Raw genomic sequence first — 22,886 nt, forward strand, 5'->3', positions numbered from 1 at the left:
TTCGCAAAGGCCATCATGCTCTGTAAATGGAAATACTGACATTATGGATTGGGCGAATCAGATTCTTTCATTTGCCATGCTTCTACGAATTTGGCATAGTCCTTCTTTACATCCGCAATTTCATTACCAGAATCATCCTTCAATGGAGACTTACTGATGATTCCATCTTTATGATATTCCACCAAAAGTGGTAGAATTTCATATCGCCATTTCATCTGCAGATTGTCCGCATCCATAAAGTAGCTATGGCCGACCATCAAATCTTCGATGTCCATATCGTACTTGGATTTGTTTAGGAAGTTCTTCACTGCATTAAACAAATTGCGAGCATCACCTTCAGGAGCCTTGCTTTCATTCGCGTCCAAAGTCACAAACGCAAATCTACGGCGCACAGCATAATCAATAGAACCAACACTACGGTCTGTTGTGTTCATCGTGCCGATGATATAGAGATTAGACGGAACAGAGAAAGATTCCTTTGAATACGGCAACGTAACAGAAAGCGGATGGTCACCACCAACACGCTTATCCGCTTCCAACAAGGAAATCAATTCACCAAAAATCTTGGAAACATTACCACGGTTGATTTCATCAATGATGAGAACGTAGTTTTTTGTTTTTTCATTGCTAATATTTTCCTTGCCAATTTTCTCTAACAGATAATTTGCAACCGCCCAATAGTATGATGAGTTACAACCACCAATGACATCTCTAATAGATTCATCAATATTTGTTATTGCTCCAATTTTTTCTTTAGAATCATAAACTTCGCATAATTTTAACAACCTTTCTTTTGAAACACAATTTGCATCAATATTACCATTACCAGCTTTCCATTTTATAGCCATTTGTGACGAAACCGATAACTCTGAAGAACGACCACCATTTTTCATTGGCAGACTCTTCACGTTTCCATCAATAATGTTTTGAATCAAATCGTCAAACGCAGAGTTGAGTGTTTTTTCCTGTTTCACTTGTTGTGGATTTGTTGCGACTCTGCTCATTATTTTGAAAATACCGTTCTCAACTTTATAATACATTTCGCCTTCATCAGGCTTAATTGGCTTTATCCCTTCAACAAAGTCCTCATAATCCATCGACTGGTGGAACGTAACAAAACCAATCTGAGCTTCAGGATTAGCAAAAGAACCATCCCAGTTCAATTTGATTATTTTGGCGTCATAGGCATCCATAACTCTCTTATGGAATGACTTTTCATCTTCACCAACATTTCGCGAGGGTAATTCTCCTATCACGGACAAAGCCAGTTCAGCAGTTCTATAAGTCTTCCCTGTACCTGGAGCGCCCTGGAGAATAATGTTCTTTTTGTTATTTAATAAATCAAGAAGTTCGTTATTAGTGTCTTCAGCATCCATAGGCTTCTCACCCTCTTCAATAATAGACTTGAATGGAACAAGATTTGCAATGTGAGGTTTTTTATACTCTTTTGATGTCACAAATCTATCCATAGGGATAGGTTCTTCTAGTTTTTCAAATTCTTCAATGTAAAACAGTATTCTAGCCTTTCTCTTTCCGTTTTTATCTTGAAAATCAGAAAATGATTCTTTTAACCATTGAGTATCGCTTTCTTGCCATGCCAGTTTCTTCGCGGCATATTCCTCTTCAGAGCACACAAAATCAGCAACAACAGCCTTATAAACAGCCTTCTTTTCTTGAAAGATGTAAAAATCAAAGGGATCATTAGCATCTATTTTTTCTCTAAGTAACTTAATAGTTGATTTTTGTCCTACAGGCAATTCATGCCACCAAAAAACTCCAGGTCTAGCATTACCATCCATAGCATCAATTAATTCATCTTGCCATGGTTCGCTGTTATCCTGAGCCATTAATCCATTTACTTCTAGCTTGTTATTCATTTCAAAAGCATGCCTAGAAATAGACGGAAAACTTTCACCAATTTTATTCTTTACATCACTAATAAGATTTAAATACCTTTCACCAGCAAGTTTCCTTGCGCTAAAAATGTCTACGCCATGTTTCTTCAGATAAGATCTACTTTTGGTATCCATCGGAACATATTCATTCGGTTTCATCCAAAAGAACGCCATCGTCAAATTCCATCTGACGCCTTTCTTCTTTTGTGCCTCATCAAAAGAATGTGCCAACTCTGTAGTATTTCCATTCATGAAAGCATCAAAAAGCTTCCACAACAAGGGGATTGTTTCGTCCTTTTCTTGTTCGTAATAGAAACATGATTTTTGAGCATTGGCTAACGGAATTCCATCAAAATCTTTTGGAATCTCTGCCAATACACCAAACAATTCTTTCAAAGATTTTAGAATTGCGCAACGGCGTTCCATTCCGGAAGATCGATTGAATATGGCAAAAACCGTAAAAGGGTCAATATCAGTAAAATCTCCATTGACCGCTTTGGCGCGCAAGAAATCTATCCATTCCGAATTAAGAGACTTGATTTTTTCTACTAAGGTTGAATGATTTCCATTTTCATCAACTTGATCTTTATATTCCAATAACTTCTGCGAAAATTCTTCGTAGAACGGAATCCAGGTAAATTTTTCAGACATAATCAACCTTTCTTTCAATCCAAAATTAATCTCTTACAAATTCTTCTTGAAATTCTCGGCCTGTTCAAATATCTCCCCATAGACTTCGTCGCGTTCTACGGGCGGGTAGCCGAATTCATCAAGAAGAATTATCAAATCCACTTTCAGAGTAGCCTTAATGTCATCGCGAGTATCCCAATCGGGGTATGCGGCTTGTTCGTCAACAAGAATCTTGACTCGTTTTGAAAGGGCAACCAGTTTGTCTTCGGGATAGGTAAAGTGGTACTTGACGCAGAGTGATTTTAGAATATCATAGAACGCGGTTTCTTCGAAGCTGAGGCCTTTTTCTTCGCCTTCGGTAAATGCCTTGCGGACTTGAACAATCATGTCGGTCAAGGTTTCGGCCATTTCTTCATAGACTTCGCTTTTCAGGATGTCTTGTTCTGTGCGATCGTTGTACTGCTCCACGAGTTGTTGCATTTTCTGCGTGAAGTTGACGCCCTTGACCTTGTTTACCTTGCGAATCTGTCCGATGGCTCTTTGCAAGAGCAACTGCAGCAGTTTGATTTTAGTGTTCGGCAACTTGATACGATTGATGTGCTGCAAGTATTCATCGTCAAAGATATTCTGCTTTGCCTGATTGGCTTCTGCATCACTCAACTGCAAAACATCTTCCACGCCTTCGCTCTGAAGTGCAGAAGCAATCATCTCGCGAACGCGGGCGTTCATCTGCGCGGTATCGGGAGCATTGCCCTTGGTGAGTTTATGCAATATGGAACGAATTGCAAAGTAGAAATGCGCACGGTCGCGCTCGGCCTGCGTGATTCCTTCGTTACCGACGCAAATATCGTATGCGGCTTTCAAGCGTTTCGCGAGGCCCATAAAGCGGGACTCTTTTTCCTTCGTGACCTGCACGAATTCCTGTGCCTGCTTGAGGCATTCCAGCTTTTTCAATTCCGCGCCGTTGCCCGTACTCTTGAAATACGCCGACGCATCAAACTTGTACATCAACTTGTCAAGCAAATCCAAATGATTGCGGAACTCCGTAATCGCGGCGGTAATGTCTTCCACGTTCTGTTCGGAACCGGCACCATACTGCTTTAACGCCAAATTCATCTTACGCTTGATGCCGATGTAATCAACGACAATTCCCTTGTCCTTGCCCGCAAACGTTCTGTTCACGCGAGAAATCGTCTGAATCAGGGAATGTTGCTGAATTGGCTTGTCAATGTAAATGGCATCGAGACACGGGACGTCAAAACCCGTGAGCCACATATCCACAACAATCGCAATCTTGAAGTTGGAGCGTTCCTGTTTGAAAAGGCGGTCCAGTTCCTTGCGGGCATCCTTGTCGCCGAGCAAGTCGTAAAGCTCCTTCTCGTCGTCCTTGCTGCGGGTCATGACCATCTTGATTTTTTCGACCGGCTTCAGTTCCCGCTTTTCCTTGTCGGTAAGTTCGGTTGCCTCGCCTGCAAATTCTGCATCGTCGCAAATTTTCGCCACACCCCATTCCGGGCGCAGTTCCAAAATGTTCTTGTACAATGCATACGCAATCTGGCGGCTGTAACAAACGAACATCGCCTTGCCGCGAACCGTCGATTTTTCTTGAACGCGAGCCTCGTAATGCGCCACGAAATCCTTCGCCACAGCCTTCAAACGGTCAGGGTCGCCGAGAATCACGCCCATCTGCGCTACATCTTGCTTGCTTTGGTCAATCTGGTATTCGTTGGCACCTGCTTCCGCGGCTTCTTCGTAATACTTCTCAATCTCTTCGAGAACGGAATTGTTCAGCACCACCTTGGCAGCACGACCCTCGTAAACGATGGGCACCGTAATGCAGTCCTTCACCGATTCGGTCATGGTGTAAATATCGACCTCGGGGCCAAACACATCGAGGGTCGCGTCAATCGGCGTTCCCGTAAAGCCCACGTATGTCGCATTGGGCAGGGAATTGTGCAGGTAGCGCGCAAAACCGAAACTCGTCTTGACGCCCTTATCGGTCACGGTAATTTTCTGGTCCAAGTTCGTCTGCGTGCGGTGCGCTTCGTCCGAAATGCAGACAACATTATCGCGATCGGTCAACAGCTCGATATCTTCGCTGAACTTCTGGATGGTCGTAAGGAACACACCGCCACTCTTGCGCCCTTGCAACTTTTCGCGCAGGTCGGCACGACTCTCCACGCTTTCGACACGCTCGTCGCCAATATACTTCTTGGATGCCGTAAACAGTCCCGAAAGTTGATCATCCAAATCGGTGCGGTCGGTAATCAGCACAATCGTCGGCGTCTTGAATTCCAGCGACTTCATGAGCAGTCGCGTCAAGAAGAGCATCGTAAAACTCTTGCCACAACCCGTCGCACCAAAATACGTGCCGCCCCTGCCATCGCCATAAGGCTTGCGGGCCTTGCAAATGTTTTCGTACAAAGACCGCGCCGCATAATATTGCGGATAACGGCACAGGACCTTCTGCTCTTTTTTGCTGCTGTCCGGGAAATACTGGAAGTTCTTGAAAATGTCCAACAGGCGTTTGCGATTGAACATCCCCTGAATCATGGAATACAGGCTCTCGATGCCCTCAGCCTCGATTCGCCTGTCGCCAAATTCCACGCGTCGCCACGCATAAAAATAATCGTACTTGGCAAAGAAACTGCCCGCCCGGTTGTTCACGCCATCGCTAATCACGCAGAAGGCATTATAGACAAACAACTGCGGAATGTCGCGGCGGTAACGCACCGTCAACTGTTCGTAGGCGTTGAAAACCGTCGCCTCTTCGCGCACGGCACTCTTGAACTCGAACACCACTAGCGGCAGGCCATTCACAAAAAGGATTGCGTCAGGAATACGCTTTTCGGAACCGACAATTTCAAATTGGTTTACAATCTTGACGATATTGCAATCAGCACAGTATTTCGCCGCCACATCGGCAGCCAATGGCAAAGGTTCTTCATCGGAATCGACACCGAAACCCGATTTTCTCTGTTCACCCAGCGGTCTAAAATCTGCAAGTTCGATGAGGATATCCTTATCCTTCGGATTCTCGCGCTTGAGCATAAAGCCGTCCGAAAGCCAGGAGCAGAACTTCTTGTTGCTTTCGTAAAGCGCACTCGCCGAAAGCGAACGCAACTGCAAGACAATCGAGCGGACTTCGTTCTCGGTAATGCCCTCGGAATCGTAACGACGGTGCAAGTAATCACGCAGGTCCTGCTCAATCAAGACCTCGTCCTCGCCGCGGGCAATCGCCTCGCCGGGCACATACTGGCAACCCTCCTGAACCAGGAGGTCAATAAACACTTTTTCTAAGTCGGCTTCCTTGAACGCCATGCAGTAAAAATAATCACAAACTAAGAGCTTTGGCGCGATCTCGGATAGATTTCTTGTATTCAGCCTTGCCTTTTTCGCTCAAAAAAGACTTTTCTAGCATTTCTTCCATAGCAGGCACACTATCAATAGTCAATTTTATGAAACGAGCGGCCCTTTTTTCGACAACTCCGATTCTTTTGGCAAATTCCATAAAATCGGGTGTTCCATAAAAACTATTCTCTTGAAAAAAAGGAGTCGCAAAATCGATCTCATCTTTGAACAAGTCAAGCGCCATACGCGCACCTTCCTGCCCTTGCATGTGAAGCGAGGTATTCAGCAAGTCGTATGCGGGCGTCAAATCATATACTTCTTGATTGTCGACGCTGTTCTGAAGAGAAAAATTCTTCATATGCGCATCCCCGTTACACACAAGATAGTCGAATACAATCTGTTTGAAAAATTTTTCCACGGCAATCTTTGACGCGCTCACATTTTCAGAAATCAGCTCTGCAATCCTCTCGTAGGATCCCTTATATTTGTAATCTTCGCCATCCCGCTCGGGAATGAGGCCCTCCACCTGCGCAAAATCGCTCTGGTTCAAGCGCTGGCCAATACGATCTCCACTTTCAATGACATCAAAGCGCTTAGTTATATAAACGGGCTCCCCATTATCGAAATACAGCAGTGCCGATAAGGCTGTCGGAATTTTAAAAATGTTCCGGGCCATCAACATGGTCACATGCTCGTTGGCCGGAGAATCTTGGTTGTTCTCATAAATTGATTGCAAAACAGGCTTAAGAATATGCGTTCCGCCGATATCCGTACTAGTCAATTGTTTTTCTTCAATTTTTGCCGAGAACTTAATTTGCGCGCCAGAAATAGAAATTCTTTTTACCTTTCCATTTTCAGGAAATGCCAATTGGGGGGCGTTATAATTTAACTTAGCAGAAAAATTTGTAACGCCAAATAACAATTTGGAGCAGGGACGACAAAAATCCTGTTCCGTTTCTTTCAAACAGCAGTGACAAAAGGCCATCAGACATCCCCTTCACGTACGGTAATGGCTCCTATTGTCTCGTGATTGGCAAGCTTTACAAGCATGGTAAATTTATCGGAGCGCGAAATTCCAAGACGCTCACAAAGGAAAGATTTATTTTCCCCCTCCGGCAACAATCCTTGAAAAAACGGGAAAAGATATGGCGAACAAAAATAACGCTTTCTTTTGGGCATATCCAAAGCAATGGACGGATTACCCGAAGACATATACTTCAAATCATAAATAAATGTATACCGCCCTCTATTTAAAAGAAGACGCCCAGCAAGAATATCATTGTAATATACCACGGCCTTACGGACTGGTTTAAAAAAATAATTATTCATGCTTTATCCTTTCGCTTAAAGAAATTACAAAACCTAAAGGATTTACCACTTTACTCAATACATTTACAGATGGATTCGCCATTCCCAATTCAATGGAATTAATTGTTTTAGCAGAAACGCCAGAAATCTCTGACAAATCCTGTTGTGTCAGACCATTTTTTTTCCGTCTTTCCGCAATCTGTTTTCCAATTTCTTTCATAAAAAAGGCTAAAAACAGTAATATATTTCCTTTTTTATCTAAAATTACATAAAAGCGGCGCCATTGTCAATAGAATTTCGTAATATATTTCCTTTTTTTGCAAAAATTTATGATAAAATCGCCTAAAATAGAAATATATTGCTAATTAATGGCGATTTTAGGGAAAAAGCCCCTAATTCTTCTTTATTTTCCGGATTACCTTGTCGAAATCAGAGTCAATCTTTTGCGTGCGGTTGAAAATCTCGTATTCTCCGAAAGCTTTCTCGTCCGCCTGGTCCCGGCTGACTTTTCCATTGCCATCGAGAATATCGTAGCGCCTGAATTCCAAGAACTCGTTCACGCTTGCGGCAAACTGTTCCATGTTAAAAGCAATCTCCCGCTCTATCAAGTCTTCGATGTAGTCAAAATAACCGCTCACGGCGCGTTCCAGCTGACGGATCTGCTTTTCTGACAAATAATTCTTGGCAATGTTCACATCGCTTTTCAGCACACGACCACTCGGAGAATTTTTCCAAGTCGTTAGCCCCATGTGGTCTTTTTTGTGGTCGGCCCTCTCGTACACGATTTCTGCAGCAGTCTGCCCTGTTATTGCATAGTGGAACTTGTTCTGAACCGTGGCGAAAAACTTTTTCGTTATTTCAGAATCCTTGTCGTAGTCTATGGAACACTCGGCAAAAATATCCGTTATCTGCTGCCAAATGCGGCGTTCGCTCGCACGGATAGATCGGACCCTTTCCAAAAGTTCCTTGAAGTAGTCCTTACCGAAAACCGCGTTACCCTGCTTTAAGCGCTCGTCGTCGAGCACAAAACCCTTCTTGATGTATTCCTTCAGGATTCCCGTAGCCCAAATGCGGAACTTTGTGGCCTTCGCAGAATTTACACGATAACCGACGGAAATAATTGCATCGAGATTGTAAAAATTCATTCTATAGTTTTTGCCGTCGCTGGCAGTTGCCGAGATTTCCTCGGTAACTGATTTCTTTTCCAATTCTCCGGAGGCAAAAACATTTTTCAAGTGCAAACTGATGTTGTCCGTCGAACAGTCAAACAACTCGGCCATAGCCTTCTGCGTCAACCAGATGGTCTCGTCTTTGACTAAGGCCATGACCTTGACATCTTCTTCAGGACTACTGTAAAGAATATACGATATCTGCTTGGCTAGTTCGTTCGACATATCTCCGCCATTTCCTACTCACTTGTGCACTAAATATATATTCCTAGAGCAGATTTGTCAAGACTTTTTTCTGCTATTCAAACAGCCTTGACGGTTCTAGTTGCAGGTCGGATTCGCCAAGGAGTTTGTAGAGATTCCGACAGAGGATGTAGAGGGCGGCGAGGGCGTTCATCACATTTTTCAAGTGCGCAAGCTGATAGTTCGGGATTCCCTTTTCCGGAACATCGGCACGGAAATGCTTGACAAGGTTATAATCCTGCCACCAGCCGGCAGCCGACTCACTGTCAAAACCGGCAAACGGGACAAAATTGATAATCTCGTAAGGATATTTCGTAGAAACCCTTTGATCTTTAATCTTCGGGTCAACATTCACAATGACAGTCATCTTTTGCAAGATGTTCTTGACCTTCGAAGGAGCCTTCACAACCTTGCAATATTCTTCTGCAATAGAATCAATTTCACTGCAGATGTTCAAGAACAGATAAGTGTAACGACTGGAGAACGTCTTGAAGTTACTCTTGTCAATCGTCACGAACTCATCCGTTTCGAGGAAGTCTTTTTCAAGCAGAAGATACTGCTTCCAGAAAATTTTAGAGAAGGTTTGGGGAGTCATATATTAATTTATTTAATGATAATGTCTTTCTAGAAAATAACATCATATATACGATTTACAACATTTATAACAGCAGGATCATAAAATGATTTCCTTTTTATTTTCAAAAAATGTTCCAACACAGGATCATCTTTTGAAGATGGAAACAGAGACTTCAGATAATTTTGGTCAATACTAGCATACATTTCCTTTGTCACTTTAATACAACAAGCAAGATGCATTCCCATTTGATTTTTTGCAAAACCCCAACCAACATGTCCAAACCACGCATGCTGACAGTCCGGTCTGCATTTAGGAAAATTTTTAGGTTTTGTATATGAATATGGAAAAACAACATTTCTAGGACATTTGAATACATAAATCATTGATTTACTAAAATCATCCAATAATTTTACATTCAAATTGTTATTCGAATCATAAGTGAATTTATTTGATGCAAAACATAGAGCCGTTCTATAATCATCTGTCAAATCTAAACCAACGCTAGGCATTCCATAATGCTGAGCCATTCCTAAAGAAAAAAGCGACAATTTAAAAGTTCCCTCAATTTCTTGTTTGGAATGGAAATAATCCATATATTCAGTATTAGGAAGTTCATTGTACAAGTCTACCCCGATATCATTCAACAACATTCTACCTTGCCAATTCCATAGACTTTGTAAAAATTTCTCGTCTAAATTAATATTAGGCCTACAATGGCTAGAAAGGAAAGAAGGTTCTTTTGCCTTACTTTCGCCATATAATAAATCACGTTCTTCTGGCGAACGATTTATTGTATAGTAAGTACCTTGCCCTCTAAATAATATATTATAATCACGATTATAGTCAGTCACATGTTGTATAATCTGTTTTGCTTGATTATTATCAGCAACTTCATAAATAGGTATTTTCCTATATGGAACCCGAAGATAATCAACAACTTCATAATAATCATGATATTTTCCCATACAATCGTAATAAAGCATTTCACTTGAAATACCATATGGACACATTCTTTCATATGCAGATGCAGAAAAAACAGTTCCATAATATTCATCTAGCACATAGTCTTCTTCATCTTTTTCAAAAAAATCTTTACAATGATATATACTTATTTCATTAATATCTGGACGAATATTATAAATACTCGGATAACTTAATTTCAAATCATTTCTTTTTATATTTACCATGGTTGACCTACTTTTTCAACATCTCTCGTTCCACTTACACAAATACCATTCTTTTGTATTTTTTTTAATCCTAACTTTTCAAAGCACCATTCTTGAATAAAATTCATTAATTGAGAAAATCCCTTAGCATTTAAGAATAAATCTGCCTTGTACGGATCTAAAGCGTCCTTATGTTCTTGGAATTGTTCCAAGGTTTGAACAAAATAAGCATGCATTTGACTCAATGGTGTATACAAAACCTGACTCATAAAATTCGTTGTTTCAATTTCATATTGCTTTTTTGATTTTACTAACACAATCTTTGTCTTAGATCTATCAACATTTATCATATGTTTCATAAGAGGATAAATTTCTTCATCACTTTCGGATAAGAAAATGGGTTTAGTTGTATCGTCTATTTGAATATGACCTATGACATATTCTAAAAAATTTCTATACTGCAGTTGTTCCAACAAATCTATCATTCCATCAGGGTTAACTTGCAATACAAGCTTTCCTTCTTCATGGCAGTTGTTTGGAGCATCTTTCCAAAATTCCATTATATCAAGTAAATTGATATATGAATCAATATAAGGCATTATATTGGGATAAATATTTTCTATAGACATATAATTCTCTTTTAAAAAGGTAAATCTACATCATCTTCAGTTAATGAAGTCTCATCATTTTTCGTTTGTTCATCCTCTGTTTCTACACCCACATTGTAATTCCGTTGCCAATCTTGGCACACTTCGGTCCACTTGATTGGCAAATTCTCTTTACCAGTCCAAACATCCCAAAAGTGAGGATCATTTGATTTTGGGCGTTCTTTTTTTGTTAATTCATTCATTTCAACAAGAGTGGGAATGGGAGCCGCCCAGCCCAACAATATTGCAGTTCTTGTAGGCAATATCGGAAGCTCTCCAAGAACGCCGCCTAAACTATCCGGAACCAATCTTTTTACCATTTCCTGATCTCGATCGTTGACCAATCGATGCAACAAGAATGTATTACACTGAGATAGAACTGTTTGTGAAAGCTCTGAAGGCCTTTGAGAAGACAACAAGAGTCCTAAACCAAATTTTCGACCTTCTTTCGCTATTTTTTCAAATATTTGAGTACATAACTGACCAGACGACAAATCCTCAGATGAATCCATGTAATTCTTTATGAAATTATGAGCTTCTTCAACAACTAAAGTTGTAGGAATAACTTTTTGATTCTTCCGACGATATCTTTGATGAGATTCAAAAACTAAACGAGCAAATACGGCAACAACAACATTCAATATATCTGAAGGAATTAATGATAAATCAACTATATTAATAGACCCATTGTCGTTTTCTGCACCAACATATTTTTCAAGCCATCGTTCTAAAGAATCTTCTTTTTCACCATCAATAATAGACTTGACCCGAACATCCGACAATAAAGACTTCATTCTCATCAGAAAAAAATCCATAAATGATGCATTTGGGTTATTCTGAACCATCGTTTGCAAATGACTTGCAAACATCATATTATCAAAGTAAATTGGAGTATCAGAATCAGGTCCTTTTTCTAATTGAAATGAGTCTAAAAGAATGGCCTTATTTTGTTCAATCACGCTAATTAAAGAGTTTACATCAACAACATTAAATGCAGGAAAATAGTTATTACGTCGAGGTTTCTGCAATAATAGATTATTCACTGCGGAATGAATGCCTAATGCCGCGTTACATATCTTAGTTGAACGATTATTTATAAAAGTTTGAATATTTTGACTAGCACATTCTAGAGCTTCACCAAAATTCATGCGGCCACGAAATTCAGCTAAAGCAGCAATATTATTTTTAAAATTCAACAACTGAACATAAAAACTCTGAATAAACTGCAGCAACTCTATATCTTCGTTTTTTTCAGCAACACCATATCGAATTTCTTTTAACGCCTTACGTAATAATGGCCGCTGTGATCTATCACTAGCCTTTGTAACGGCACTCCATTCAAAAGAATTCCACATCCAGCTAGGAACCTTTAATTGCTCGCCGCTAGTATCGCCCTTGTCTAAGGCTACTTTATATTTGTGAATTGTACAAGAAAGGCCATCAAAACATTCTCCATACTCACCATTAGGATCTAATATGAGAAATCTATAATTCGGATTTTTACCATCTTCAATGTTGTTCTTTATAGATTCAATACTCCATCGAATCAAACCTGCTACAGAACAAGATTTTCCGCTTCCTGTATTGCCAAGAACAGCAAGATGACGACCAAATAATTTATCTGGATTTACATAAATTGAAGCATCGGCAGTCATCGGAGATTTTCCGATTAAAATTTTAGCATTTTCATCTTTATTCTGAACAATTGCTTTTAATTGTTCGTTAGACGGAATAGCCGCATTGTCACCAACACATGGATACGAATGCACACCTCGCTCTATTTCATAACCATACTCAAGTTCCTTTAATATGCCTACAGGTGAAATAGATAATTTCCTTAAAGGGAATGGTAAATCCACTAAATCAAAATCTTTATATCCCTTTCTTTTGGGGTAATTAGAATACTCAATTCCAATCCAAGTAATTATCCCCACAAGAGCTCCGTCCTCAACAGGTATTAATACATAGCCATTGATTTTTGGAAATGCTTGTGGAGCACCAGTATTAATTGCTGTACTTTGAGGAGCAGAAGTATCTAGTAAAATTTTTATTTCGCGACTCGAAACGAATTCTACAGTACCGATTGTACGACTTCTTAAATCATCAAATTCCATGCTTGTTAACCCTCAGCTTTTTCTTTATCATCAGTTGTATTTTCTGCAGGAATCTTCTCATTTTCTGTTACAGATCGACGTTCAAGAAGAGCATTTTTTCTATCAGTAATTCGGTCTATTGCGGCTTTGGGGAGATAGTTAGCGACTAATGCGGATATGTCTCCAAACTTTTCTCCAATCAAAAGTGTCAATTGTGATGGATTGCAATCCTCAAGGAATTTTTCAATTCTCCCACCGGCTTTATCATAAGAAATAATAACCAAGTGTGTGGAAAGTATGGTCATCATATCCTTGATAATTCGATTTATGTGTGAATCGCCAAAACCATAACCATATGTTACCAAAACAGAGTTTGGCCTACAAATCGCTGTTGAAAAATCACGGAATAATTCTGAATATGGGAAAAATACTGTTTCAATTCCCTTTGAAGAATTTGGATAAATCATTAATGAATCATGACTATTTTGAAAAGAATGATTTACTCCAAATGGGATTGCATCCCTTACAATATCTTTTCCTTCCAACTTCCAGTCAATAGATCCATGAATTTTTGTGTATCTGACGACTCCCTCAATGTATCTTGGTTCACCTCTTATTCCAGGAGGATTATAGTGATAATCAAGTTCCAGTTTGTGCATCCGCATTATTGGACGTATTTTCCCAACAAAGCGATCAATTGTATAAATTCCGGCTTCATCTAGCGCACATTCTATGAACCTGTCGTAATTTGTAGTAAAAATATGCAAACGATCGCGAGTTGCTGTTCTGCTTGAGAAACTAATCAGAAATTGACGCAGTATACCAAGCGCTTTTTCTCTAGAGGATGAACTATTTACTATTTCTTCATTTTTCAATATTCCATTTGCAAAAGAATTTAATTGTTCGTCAAGAAATTTCTTTAAATTTTCCGCACTTCCATCGGAATCATTTTTTATTAGAAGCCCCTTTAAATATTCATTTGATATACGAATATCATCTTCGATATTCGCTTCACCTCGATCTAAATTTTTTGCTGAATCATCTGCATATTTTTGAATAAATTTGTAATCGGCCCCAAAAGGTAAACGTTGCATTCCTTGAACGGATTCTCGTTCTTCTTTTGGGATAATATTGCATATAGCTGTAGTTAAGCCAGAACCCAACAAGAGAGATAAATGTTCACTTTGGAAAACCGCAGTTAACCAAGGTTCAATTTTTTTCCGTAATTTCTTTTCGTCTAATTTTTCATCATCTATAATTTCATTTGCAATAAAGCAAATATTCTTTTTAGCCCAATCAATACTCATTTTTATCTTCCTATTTTAATAAAAATCTTTTTTCTACGCTCCCATTTTGGAGAGGAGAAGGGTTTGTGTTTTGAGCAGAGTTTTAATTTCCATTCGCTTGGCATGAATCAGTGAATTCATACAACGAACTTTCTTAGAAAACGATTCCAAAACATCTTCTGTAGGAATAACTAATTCAACAGGACGAACCATAGAACAATATAATCGTGTCTGGTTGGTACTACCTTGTGATATACGAACAAAATAGTCTTGTTTTCCAAAAATTAAATACCCCAAATACTCTATATAATGTTCCTTCAAAGGTCTTACAAGAGTCATATTGGAATCAAAAGCAAGTTTATCCGGGACAAATAACACCTGTCCAGATCGACCTAATGTGCCATCACCTGTCGAATTAATTAGTATATCACCATATTTCAAGTATTCACAATTTTCCTTGGGATCGTGATACTTTACTAAATCCAGGTCTACTGAATGATTCCGAATACACTTTTGTCCTAAAACTGCAAAAAAACTCTTTTCATTATATTTGGGAATTACCCCCGCAATTATTTTTTCAGACATTTCTTCGACTGTTCCCATCCTCCACCCATTTGGCAGATTGTTGGGGTCGATGTTGTCGACGAAGGTGTGGCGGTAGAGGGTTTGGGCGGTTTGTTCGAGGGTGGCGATGAGTTTCTTGTTGGTTTCGATGCGGGTGGCGAGGGTGTTGTATTCGGCGACGATTTCATGCTGTTTTTCTATCGCGGGAACGGGGATTTGCATATCGCAGAAATCATTCCATTCCAAACTTCCGCGGACTCCACCGACTGCATAAAAACTTGCCTCGCGGTCAAATTCAGAGCGAGAAAACCACATCATAAGATATTCCGGCAGCAGTTCATTCGTCTTTGAGACTTCAAACATCGGGTATGCCGGAGACATAATGCACGGCTCGCCTTTGAACATCGCAATAGGCATTTTTCCATCGCGACTGACCTGCATCAAACTGCATGCAAACTGGTTTTCCGAAATCACCTTGTAATTCGATAAATCGGTGCCAATCGTATTTGCCACAGACGGGATAAACGCTTTGTCAATAGTCAATCCAACCAACCGCGTCACTTTCAAGTCCCTGTTCCGCACATCTACGGGCCGTATGTAGTCTCCAAGCCGTTTCATATTCTGCCCTGTCATAGATTCTCCAAGTCTATCAAAACCATCCACGAGCCTTTTCTTGTCGTGCCTTCGTGCTTAATCGCGGGGACTTCAAGTTTACCTAATTTGTTCAAATAATACTTGGTGGTATTCAAGTTCATTCCCAAGTATTTTGCAATTTGACCCTGAGTTGCACGTGGATTGGCTACCAGATAATGCATAAGTTTAATTTCAATCGGCAAGTATTTTTGAGTCGATTGGGTGGCGGATTGGGTGGTCGATTGGGTGGCGGATTGGGTGGCCGCAGTCTCTTGCTTAGCGAAAAACGCAAGCATCACATCCCCGGGGTGCACAGTATATTCCGTCTTGACTCCATAATCCTTGCAAAGCCTGCACATGTTTTCGATGCCGCGCCCCCACGCTTCCACGTAGCCAGCCCTAAAAAACGCGTTTGCGATTTTGGGGTTGTATTGTTCCGAACGATGCCTTTGCATCAATGTTTCGGCGGTCCAATTGGCCGGGAAAACGCAATCGTTGCTTATAAGGACTTCGTTCTCGTGTATGCGAATTTGAATCGGGACTCCGGACGAGTAATTCGAATGCATCAGGGCATTGTAAACGGCTTCGCGCATGGCATCCTTTGGAATGGGGTAGCGTTCCACCCGAATCAGGCCGTCGTAACTGATGCGTGCCTTGAAATACTTGAGGTAAATGAGTTCTACGACTCGATCAGCCTGAATGAACAGCGAACCGTAAATTTCATCTTGGTATTGCAAATCGGGCCCATCGCCAAAAAAACCTATTTTCACGTATGCGCCGCCAAACCATTTTTCCGGCTTGCGGTGAAAAAGCAAGACTGCGGCGCGGGTCAATTTTCCATCTACAACCAGATTCAGGCTGTCCAACAGTTCTTCGTCCGTCATCGACAAATCTTGCGCAGTCATCCGGCCCGACTTTTTCGCCTCCCGGCGGAAGATGTCGAAGCTTTCCTTGTCCAAATCCCTAAAGCTGACTCCATCGACAGGGACCGCGTCCCATTTTGTTCCGGTCTTGTTCAGCAAAAACTGAGTGAGCGAAGCACCTTGCAAAAGCTGCTTTGTGCTCCCGGTCCGGTAATGATATTCGCCTTTATAGTTTACGGGATATGTACTCGGAGAAATCGAGATTTCGATGTATTCCTTGGAATCTACAGAAAGCAGGTTTACATCTACCAGCAAGCCCAATGCATCCCTGACTTTATTCGGGATATCTTCCATGAGCTTCTTGGCATTCTGCAATCCGACGACATGTCCCTTGTCATCTACGCCTACAAAAATCTTTCCACCTTGAGCATTCGCAAAACCGCATATCCACTTGATATACTCATCTCGCCACGATTCCTTGTACTCGATGTTCTGACTTTCGGGCATGCAGTTCCTTAAAGGTTAATCATTTTGCCTTAATATACATTCGTCCGCTTTTGTATGCAATAGTGCCTGCTTTCCATCACGCTACAATTCAAATCCCAGGTTCTTGAAGACTTTGGCGAGTTCCTTTTCGCTTTCTTTTTCGGCCTTGAGGAGGGTGCGCATTTCCGCTTGGAGTTCGCGCATCTTTTCATCAAAGTTCACGGCCTCGTCGCGGTTCTTGAATTCGATGTACTTGCTCGGCACGAGCGACCAGTTTTTCGCTTCGATTTCCTTGAGGGTGGCGGTGGCGCAGTATTCGGGTTCGTCCTTGATTTTCTGCGTTTGCCACTTGTGGTAGGTGCCGCTGATTTTTGCGATATCCTCGGCGCTGAACTGGGTGTATTTCTTTTCGAAGGGTTCGCCCATCTGGCGCAAATCCATAAAGAGCACTTCGCCTTTGCGGTTACGGTACTTGCGCATGGCATCGCCGACCTTGACTTCGCGGGCGGTCTTGTTGTTGTTCAGAATCCAGAGCGTCACGCTGATGTCGGTGGAATAGAACATGTTGCGGGGCAGAATGAGGATTGCCTCGACCTTGTCGTTCTGCAAAAGTTCCTTGCGGATTTGCTGTTCGTCGCCTTCGCCGCTGAGCGCGCCGTTGCTGAGCAAAAAGCCTGCCACGCCGTTTTCGGAGAGTTTCGAGAGGATGTTCAGAATCCAGCCGTAGTTCGCGTTGCTCGTGGGCGGCACGGTGTAGCCTTTCCAGCGCGGGTCGTCGATGAGTTCGTTTTCGGCACGCCACGATTTTTGGTTGAACGGCGGGTTCGCCATGATAAAGTCGGCCTTCAAATCCTTGTGCTGGTCTTCGGCAAAGGTGTCGGCGGGTTTGTCGCCCAGATTGCCGGAGATGCCGCGTATGGCGAGGTTCATCTTCGCTAGTTTGTACGTTGTGCCGGTGTATTCCTGGCCATATACGGAAACTTCGCGCTTGTTGCCGTGATGTGCCTCGATAAACTTCATGCTCTGCACGAACATACCGCCCGAACCGCAGCAGGGGTCGTAAATCTTGCCGCGGTAGGGTTCAATCATTTCGGCTATGAGCCCGACGATTGTCTTTGGCGTATAGAATTCACCCTTGCCCTTGCCTTCGGCGATAGCGAATTTGCCGAGGAAATATTCATAGACGCGGCCAACGACATCCTGTTCCTTGTCCTTGATGGTATCGATGCCGTCGATGTCGCTGATGAGCGCCGCGAGTTTTGCGGTGTCGAGCTGCAAACGTGAGAAATAGTTGTCAGGGAGGGCCCCACGCAACGCCTTGTTCTTCTTTTCGATGTTCGCAAGCGCGGTGTCGATCAGGAGCGCAATGTCGCTTTGGCGGGCGTGCTCGATGATAAAGCTCCAGCGGGAAGTTTCTTCCAGGTAAAAGACGTTGTCCTTGTTGTAGAACTCGGGCATTTCCACGTACTTCTGGCGGCCGGCGGCGATGAGCTTTTCGCGCTGTTCCTCGAACTTGTCGCTTGCGAACTTGAGGAAGATTAGCGAAAGCACCACGTGTTTGTATTCGGCGGGTTCCACGCTGCCGCGCAACTTGTTCGCAGACTCCCAGAGGGAGGCCTCTACGGACTTTTCGGGGACGGATTTCTTTTTTGCGGGCGCAGACTGCGCAGAGGTTGACTTTGTTCTAGGCATGCCGGAAATATATAATAATGGAATGACAATGGAGTGACAAGGGAGGGAGAGACCTCCCCCATTCCAAAAATTCTCCCCGGCCTATTGACAGCCGTCGTTTTTGAAATTATATCTAGTGCACAAACGTTCATACAAACAAAATGTAACTTATTTTCTGTCTTTTTCGCATGTAGGCAGATGGAGGTAAAGATAACATCAAAGACAATCGTTGTTAAAGATAAGGAAGTTCGCATCATAACGGGAGCTACGGGAGCAACTATACAATCCCGATTTTAAACCCCTCGAATTCGAGTGGTTTAGGAAACAGATTGTTGAAATAATCGCAAATCAGAAGAAAAGATCCGCAATTTCGCAAGGCCTCCCTTTCGAAGTGAAGTATCCTAAACGTTCCGGCGAGTTCCTTGACGCAATCGAAGAAGCTAAGCGTCTTGAAGCCGATCCCAGAACGAAACGCTATACGGATATGAACGAAATGTGGGCGGATCTTGACAAATGATTTACGAAGTTATCTGGACCAACAGTTTTAAGAAGGGCTACATGACTTATTCGGGAAATAGATACTTCCCTACATTTTTTATAGATTTAAATTTATCACCCCATTTCCCGGAGACTTTATGAATGAAACAATCAAGACTTTGCTCAACCGCAGGAGCATCCGCAAATTCAAATCTGACGCCGTGAGCAAGGAGCTCATCGCACAAGTCGCCGAAGCGGGCATCTACGCCGCAAGCGGCATGGGCAAGCAGGCCGCCACCGTGGTCGCCATCACGAACAAAGGACTGCGCGACCGCATCTCCGAGATGAACCGCAAGATTGGCGGTTGGGACGAGGGTTTCGATCCGTTCTACGGAGCACCTGTAATTCTTCTCGTCCTTGCGAAAAAGGAAATTCCGACCTACCTGTACGATGGTTCGCTCGCCATGGGAAATCTCATGAACGCCGCTTACAGCCTCGGGCTCGGCAGCATCTGGATTCACCGCGCCAAGGAAGAAGTCGAAAGCGACGAGGGCAAGGAAATTCTCAAGTCACTGGGCCTGAACGCTGACGAATGGGTTGGTATCGCTCACTGCGCTTTGGGTTATGCCGACTGCGAACAGCCCGCAGCACACCCCCGCAAGGAAGGCCGCATCATCTGGGCGGAATAATTATCTGGCGGAGTAATTCAAGCAAATTAACTTTTAGAGCTGTTGCATTTTTGCAGCAGTTTTTTAGCCGGGGCGTTGCGGGCGCGGCGATTGAGCGCCCGCTCGAAGGGGTGATGGAAGACTTGCCCTAGATCCTTCGACGGAGTTTACCCTGAGCTTGCCGAAGGGCTCAAGATGACACAGGGCAAGGCTGCAATCAGGGGGATGCCTCCCCCACCATATCCAAAGCTATTTTCGCCCGAGTTTTCCGCGACCTTTCTTTGGATTGCTTCGCTGCGCTCGCAATGACGAAATGGGGGTATTTTTCTAAATTTGGCGCATTATGGAAATGGAAACTCGTTATAATCCGAAAATTGTAGAAGACCGTTGGCACGACCAATGGAACAAAAATAATGATTTTGCCCCGAGCGGAAAGGGTGAACCGTTCTCCGTCGTCATTCCGCCTCCGAACGTTACGGGTGCTCTGCACCTCGGCCACGCTCTGAACGACACGTTGCAGGACATTCTCGTCCGCTATCGCCGTAAGACAGGTCGCGACACGCTCTGGATTCCGGGCACGGACCACGCCGGCATTGCCACGCAGGCTGTCGTCGAAAAGAGACTTTTCCAGGACGAACACAAGACACGCCACGACATTGGCCGCGACGCCCTCGTGGAACGCATTTGGAAGTGGAAGGACGAATACGAAGCCCGCATCACGAAGCAGCTCAAGAGCCTTGGCGTTAGCTGCGACTGGAGCCGTCAGCGCTTCACGCTCGACCCGGTTTGCGCAAAGGCTGTCCGCCACGCATTCTTCAACCTTTTCAAGAAGGGTCTTATCTACCGCGGCAAGCGTCTCGTGAACTGGGACACCAAGCTCCAGACGGCTGTGGCAGACGATGAAATTTATTACGAAACTGTGAAGGGTCACTTCTGGACGTTCAAGTATCCGTTGGCCGATGGTTCGGGCTTTATCCCGGTTTCGACGACTCGTCCGGAAACGATCATGGGCGATACGGCTCTCGCCGTGCACCCGAACGACGAACGCTACAAGCAGTTCATCGGCAAGATGCTCAAGGTTCCGTTCGTGAACCGCGAAATTCCGGTGATTGCAGACGCTATCCTCGTCGATATGGATTTCGGTACGGGTTCCGTGAAGGTGACTCCGGCTCATGACCCGAACGACTACGCGACAGGCCTCCGCCACAAGCTCCCGATGATCAACATCATGAACGACGACGGCAGCCTCAACGAAAACGCCGGTCCGTTCCAAGGCATGAAGGGCCAGGCCGCACGCGACGCCGTGGTGAAGGGTCTCGAAGACTTGGGCCTCCTCATCAAGGTCGAAGACCACGAAATGCAGGTGGGTCACTCCGACCGTTCCAAGACTGTGATTGAACCGTACTTGAGCGACCAGTGGTTCGTGAAGATGGACGTTCTCGCCGACAACGCCATGAAGGCTGTCACGAGCGGCGAAATCAAGATTATTCCGGAACGCTATGCAAACAAGTACCTCGACTGGCTCAAGGAAAAGCGCGACTGGTGCATCAGCCGTCAGCTCTGGTGGGGCCACCGCATTCCTATTTGGCACGCCGACGAAACGACGACCGAAGAGGACTTGAACAAGGCATTCGCAGGCCGTAACGACATTTACTATTACAAGGCACAGAACGGCATCTGGCTCATCTGCTCCGAAGAAGAAAACTTGAAGGAAGATGCAGTTGCCGGTCACAAGATTGTGCAGGAAGAAGACGTGCTCGACACGTGGTTCTCCAGTGGTCTCTGGCCGCACTCCACGATGGGCTGGCCGGAACAGACGGACACGCTCAAGAAGTACTACCCGACTTCCGTGCTCGTGACGAGCCGCGACATCATTACGCTCTGGGTCGCCCGCATGGTGCTCTTCAGCCAGGAAAACATGGGTACGGTTCCGTTCCACACGGTGTACATCCACCCGAAGATTTTGGACGGCAATGGCATGACCATGAGCAAGTCCAAGGGCAATGGCGTGGACCCGATGGATATCGAAAAGAAGTACGGTACGGACGCTCTCCGTTTCGTGATGGCAAGCCTCTGCACCGACAACCAGGACGTCAGACTCCCGGTGAAGAAGGAAAAGCAGGAAGATGGTTCTGTCATCAACACGAGCGAAAAGTTCGAAATTGGTCGTAATTTCTCGAACAAGCTCTGGAACGCTTGCCGCTTCTTGTTCCCGCACTTGGAACAGGCTGGCGCACTTTCCAAGGACATGCTCCCGATGGATTCTTCGATCTTCGCACTCGAAGACCGCTGGATTCTCTCTCGCTTGAACTCCACCATCCAGGACGCAACGAAGATGCTCGAAGAGTTCCACTTTGCTGAACTCGCCGGCTTCCTCTACCGCTTTGTCTGGGACGATGTCTGCTCTAGCTACTTGGAAATCAAGAAGGCCGTGATCAACAGCGAAACGCTCACCGCCGAAAAGAAGAACGCTATGGCTATCCTCAGCCACGTGCTCCGCGGCGTGATTGACCTGTTGCATCCGGTGATGCCGTTCATCACGGAAGAACTGAACGCAACGCTCTTCCCGGGTTCTGAACGCGTGATCAACAGCGCATGGCCGAAGGCTGACACAAGCCTCATCGACGCCAAGATCGAAGCCGCATTCAACCAGGCATTCGCTGTCGTGGAAAGCGTGCGTGGCGTGCGCGGTCGCTACAACGTAAGCCCGGCTACCAAGCTCAAGGCTGTCGTGAGCGTCGATACCGCCGAAACCGAAGCAAGCGTGAAGGACTGCCAGGCCATCATCACCGAACTCGGTGGACTTGAATCGTTCTCTGTAGCCGTGAAGGCCGCAAAGCCGAAGTTCAGCGCAAGCTCTGTGGTGCCGGGAGGCGAACTCTACATCCCGCTCGAAGGTATCCTTGACCCGGCTGCAGAAATCGCACGCCTCGAAAAGGAAATCGAAAAGGCCAAATCATTCGCCGCTTCTATCGAACGCAAGTTGTCGAATGAAAAGTTCGTCAATGGCGCTCCGGAAGCTGTCGTGAACGCTGAACGCACCAAGCTCGCTACACAGCAGGACATTATTGCGAAGAGCACAAAGGCTCTCGAAGAACTTCGCTAACAGCGGGCTCGCGCAATCGTCAAAAAAAGCTCTTTCATTTCAAGCCCCGACCA

At 44.0% G+C, this 22,886-nt stretch carries 16 protein-coding genes; 2 read left to right on the plus strand and 14 right to left on the minus strand.

What is annotated here, in order from left to right; all coding sequences use genetic code 11:
- Nucleotides 1-41 precede the first annotated feature (41 nt).
- The 14 genes from B9Y77_RS16145 to B9Y77_RS13495 form a co-directional block, all read right to left on the minus strand.
- Entirely contained in the window at nucleotides 42-2,546 is a 2,505-nt protein-coding gene (locus B9Y77_RS16145) for an McrB family protein (protein ID WP_085491992.1), read from the minus strand.
- A gap of 33 nt (nucleotides 2,547-2,579) precedes the next feature.
- Entirely contained in the window at nucleotides 2,580-5,846 is a 3,267-nt protein-coding gene (locus B9Y77_RS13435) for a type I restriction endonuclease subunit R (RefSeq protein WP_085491993.1), read from the minus strand.
- 13 nt (nucleotides 5,847-5,859) lie between these two features.
- A complete protein-coding gene (locus tag B9Y77_RS13440; RefSeq protein ID WP_254900047.1) occupies nucleotides 5,860-6,840 on the minus strand; it encodes a HipA domain-containing protein in 981 nt (326 codons plus the stop codon).
- Nucleotides 6,841-6,860: 20 nt separating this feature from the next.
- Nucleotides 6,861-7,205 (minus strand): HipA N-terminal domain-containing protein, encoded by a 345-nt coding sequence (locus tag B9Y77_RS13445; RefSeq protein ID WP_085491995.1) that lies wholly within the window; start codon nucleotides 7,203-7,205, stop codon nucleotides 6,861-6,863.
- Nucleotides 7,198-7,404, minus strand: a complete 207-nt coding sequence (locus B9Y77_RS13450) for a helix-turn-helix domain-containing protein (RefSeq protein ID WP_085491996.1) — start codon at nucleotides 7,402-7,404, stop codon at nucleotides 7,198-7,200. The genes B9Y77_RS13445 and B9Y77_RS13450 overlap by 8 nt, the downstream gene beginning before the upstream one ends.
- Nucleotides 7,405-7,576: 172 nt before the next feature.
- Complete coding sequence (locus B9Y77_RS13455; protein WP_085491997.1) at nucleotides 7,577-8,578, minus strand: virulence RhuM family protein; 1,002 nt, start codon at nucleotides 8,576-8,578, stop codon at nucleotides 7,577-7,579.
- A gap of 73 nt (nucleotides 8,579-8,651) precedes the next feature.
- Nucleotides 8,652-9,191 carry a hypothetical protein gene (locus tag B9Y77_RS13460; RefSeq protein WP_085491998.1) on the minus strand — a complete coding sequence of 180 codons (540 nt, stop codon included), beginning with the start codon at nucleotides 9,189-9,191 and terminating at the stop codon, nucleotides 8,652-8,654.
- 29 nt (nucleotides 9,192-9,220) lie between these two features.
- The gene (locus tag B9Y77_RS13465) at nucleotides 9,221-10,360 is read right to left on the minus strand and encodes a hypothetical protein (protein ID WP_085491999.1); all 1,140 of its coding nucleotides are present in this window, start codon (nucleotides 10,358-10,360) and stop codon (nucleotides 9,221-9,223) included.
- On the minus strand, nucleotides 10,354-10,968 hold the full coding sequence (locus tag B9Y77_RS13470) for a hypothetical protein (protein WP_085492000.1): 615 nt from the start codon (nucleotides 10,966-10,968) through the stop codon (nucleotides 10,354-10,356). Before B9Y77_RS13470 ends, B9Y77_RS13465 begins: the two co-directional genes overlap by 7 nt.
- Nucleotides 10,969-10,979: 11 nt before the next feature.
- Complete coding sequence (locus B9Y77_RS13475) at nucleotides 10,980-13,100, minus strand: ATP-binding protein (protein ID WP_085492001.1); 2,121 nt, start codon at nucleotides 13,098-13,100, stop codon at nucleotides 10,980-10,982.
- A gap of 5 nt (nucleotides 13,101-13,105) precedes the next feature.
- A complete protein-coding gene (locus tag B9Y77_RS13480) occupies nucleotides 13,106-14,386 on the minus strand; it encodes an SIR2 family protein (RefSeq protein WP_217807245.1) in 1,281 nt (426 codons plus the stop codon).
- Nucleotides 14,387-14,419: 33 nt separating this feature from the next.
- On the minus strand, nucleotides 14,420-15,562 hold the full coding sequence (locus B9Y77_RS13485; RefSeq protein ID WP_217807250.1) for a restriction endonuclease subunit S: 1,143 nt from the start codon (nucleotides 15,560-15,562) through the stop codon (nucleotides 14,420-14,422).
- A complete protein-coding gene (locus tag B9Y77_RS13490; RefSeq protein WP_085492003.1) occupies nucleotides 15,559-16,932 on the minus strand; it encodes an RNA-binding domain-containing protein in 1,374 nt (457 codons plus the stop codon). The genes B9Y77_RS13485 and B9Y77_RS13490 overlap by 4 nt, the downstream gene beginning before the upstream one ends.
- Nucleotides 16,933-17,013: 81 nt before the next feature.
- On the minus strand, nucleotides 17,014-18,603 hold the full coding sequence (locus tag B9Y77_RS13495; protein WP_085492004.1) for a type I restriction-modification system subunit M: 1,590 nt from the start codon (nucleotides 18,601-18,603) through the stop codon (nucleotides 17,014-17,016).
- 614 nt (nucleotides 18,604-19,217) lie between these two features.
- On the opposite strand from B9Y77_RS13495, the gene B9Y77_RS13500 reads away from it, so the two are divergent.
- Complete coding sequence (locus B9Y77_RS13500; RefSeq protein ID WP_085492005.1) at nucleotides 19,218-19,748, plus strand: nitroreductase; 531 nt, start codon at nucleotides 19,218-19,220, stop codon at nucleotides 19,746-19,748.
- Between the two features lie 322 nt (nucleotides 19,749-20,070).
- Nucleotides 20,071-22,833 (plus strand): valine--tRNA ligase, encoded by a 2,763-nt coding sequence (locus tag B9Y77_RS13505; RefSeq protein WP_085492006.1) that lies wholly within the window; start codon nucleotides 20,071-20,073, stop codon nucleotides 22,831-22,833.
- Nucleotides 22,834-22,886 lie beyond the last annotated feature (53 nt).

Origin of the sequence: Fibrobacter sp. UWB13, from assembly GCF_900177805.1 — a bacterium.
GTDB lineage: Bacteria > Fibrobacterota > Fibrobacteria > Fibrobacterales > Fibrobacteraceae > Fibrobacter.

What these genes read in the sequence shown, in the direction of transcription:
- B9Y77_RS16145 (WP_085491992.1), bottom strand. Translation starts at nt 2,546, where the DNA reads ATGTCTGAAAAATTTACCTGGATTCCGTTCTACGAAGAATTTTCGCAG.
- B9Y77_RS13435 (WP_085491993.1), bottom strand. Translation starts at nt 5,846, where the DNA reads ATGGCGTTCAAGGAAGCCGACTTAGAAAAAGTGTTTATTGACCTCCTG.
- B9Y77_RS13445 (WP_085491995.1), bottom strand. Translation starts at nt 7,205, where the DNA reads ATGAATAATTATTTTTTTAAACCAGTCCGTAAGGCCGTGGTATATTAC.
- B9Y77_RS13450 (WP_085491996.1), bottom strand. Translation starts at nt 7,404, where the DNA reads ATGAAAGAAATTGGAAAACAGATTGCGGAAAGACGGAAAAAAAATGGT.
- B9Y77_RS13455 (WP_085491997.1), bottom strand. Translation starts at nt 8,578, where the DNA reads ATGTCGAACGAACTAGCCAAGCAGATATCGTATATTCTTTACAGTAGT.
- B9Y77_RS13460 (WP_085491998.1), bottom strand. Translation starts at nt 9,191, where the DNA reads ATGACTCCCCAAACCTTCTCTAAAATTTTCTGGAAGCAGTATCTTCTG.
- B9Y77_RS13465 (WP_085491999.1), bottom strand. Translation starts at nt 10,360, where the DNA reads ATGGTAAATATAAAAAGAAATGATTTGAAATTAAGTTATCCGAGTATT.
- B9Y77_RS13470 (WP_085492000.1), bottom strand. Translation starts at nt 10,968, where the DNA reads ATGTCTATAGAAAATATTTATCCCAATATAATGCCTTATATTGATTCA.
- B9Y77_RS13475 (WP_085492001.1), bottom strand. Translation starts at nt 13,100, where the DNA reads ATGGAATTTGATGATTTAAGAAGTCGTACAATCGGTACTGTAGAATTC.
- B9Y77_RS13480 (WP_217807245.1), bottom strand. Translation starts at nt 14,386, where the DNA reads ATGAGTATTGATTGGGCTAAAAAGAATATTTGCTTTATTGCAAATGAA.
- B9Y77_RS13485 (WP_217807250.1), bottom strand. Translation starts at nt 15,562, where the DNA reads ATGACAGGGCAGAATATGAAACGGCTTGGAGACTACATACGGCCCGTA.
- B9Y77_RS13490 (WP_085492003.1), bottom strand. Translation starts at nt 16,932, where the DNA reads ATGCCCGAAAGTCAGAACATCGAGTACAAGGAATCGTGGCGAGATGAG.
- B9Y77_RS13495 (WP_085492004.1), bottom strand. Translation starts at nt 18,603, where the DNA reads ATGCCTAGAACAAAGTCAACCTCTGCGCAGTCTGCGCCCGCAAAAAAG.
- B9Y77_RS13500 (WP_085492005.1), top strand. Translation starts at nt 19,218, where the DNA reads ATGAATGAAACAATCAAGACTTTGCTCAACCGCAGGAGCATCCGCAAA.
- B9Y77_RS13505 (WP_085492006.1), top strand. Translation starts at nt 20,071, where the DNA reads ATGGAAATGGAAACTCGTTATAATCCGAAAATTGTAGAAGACCGTTGG.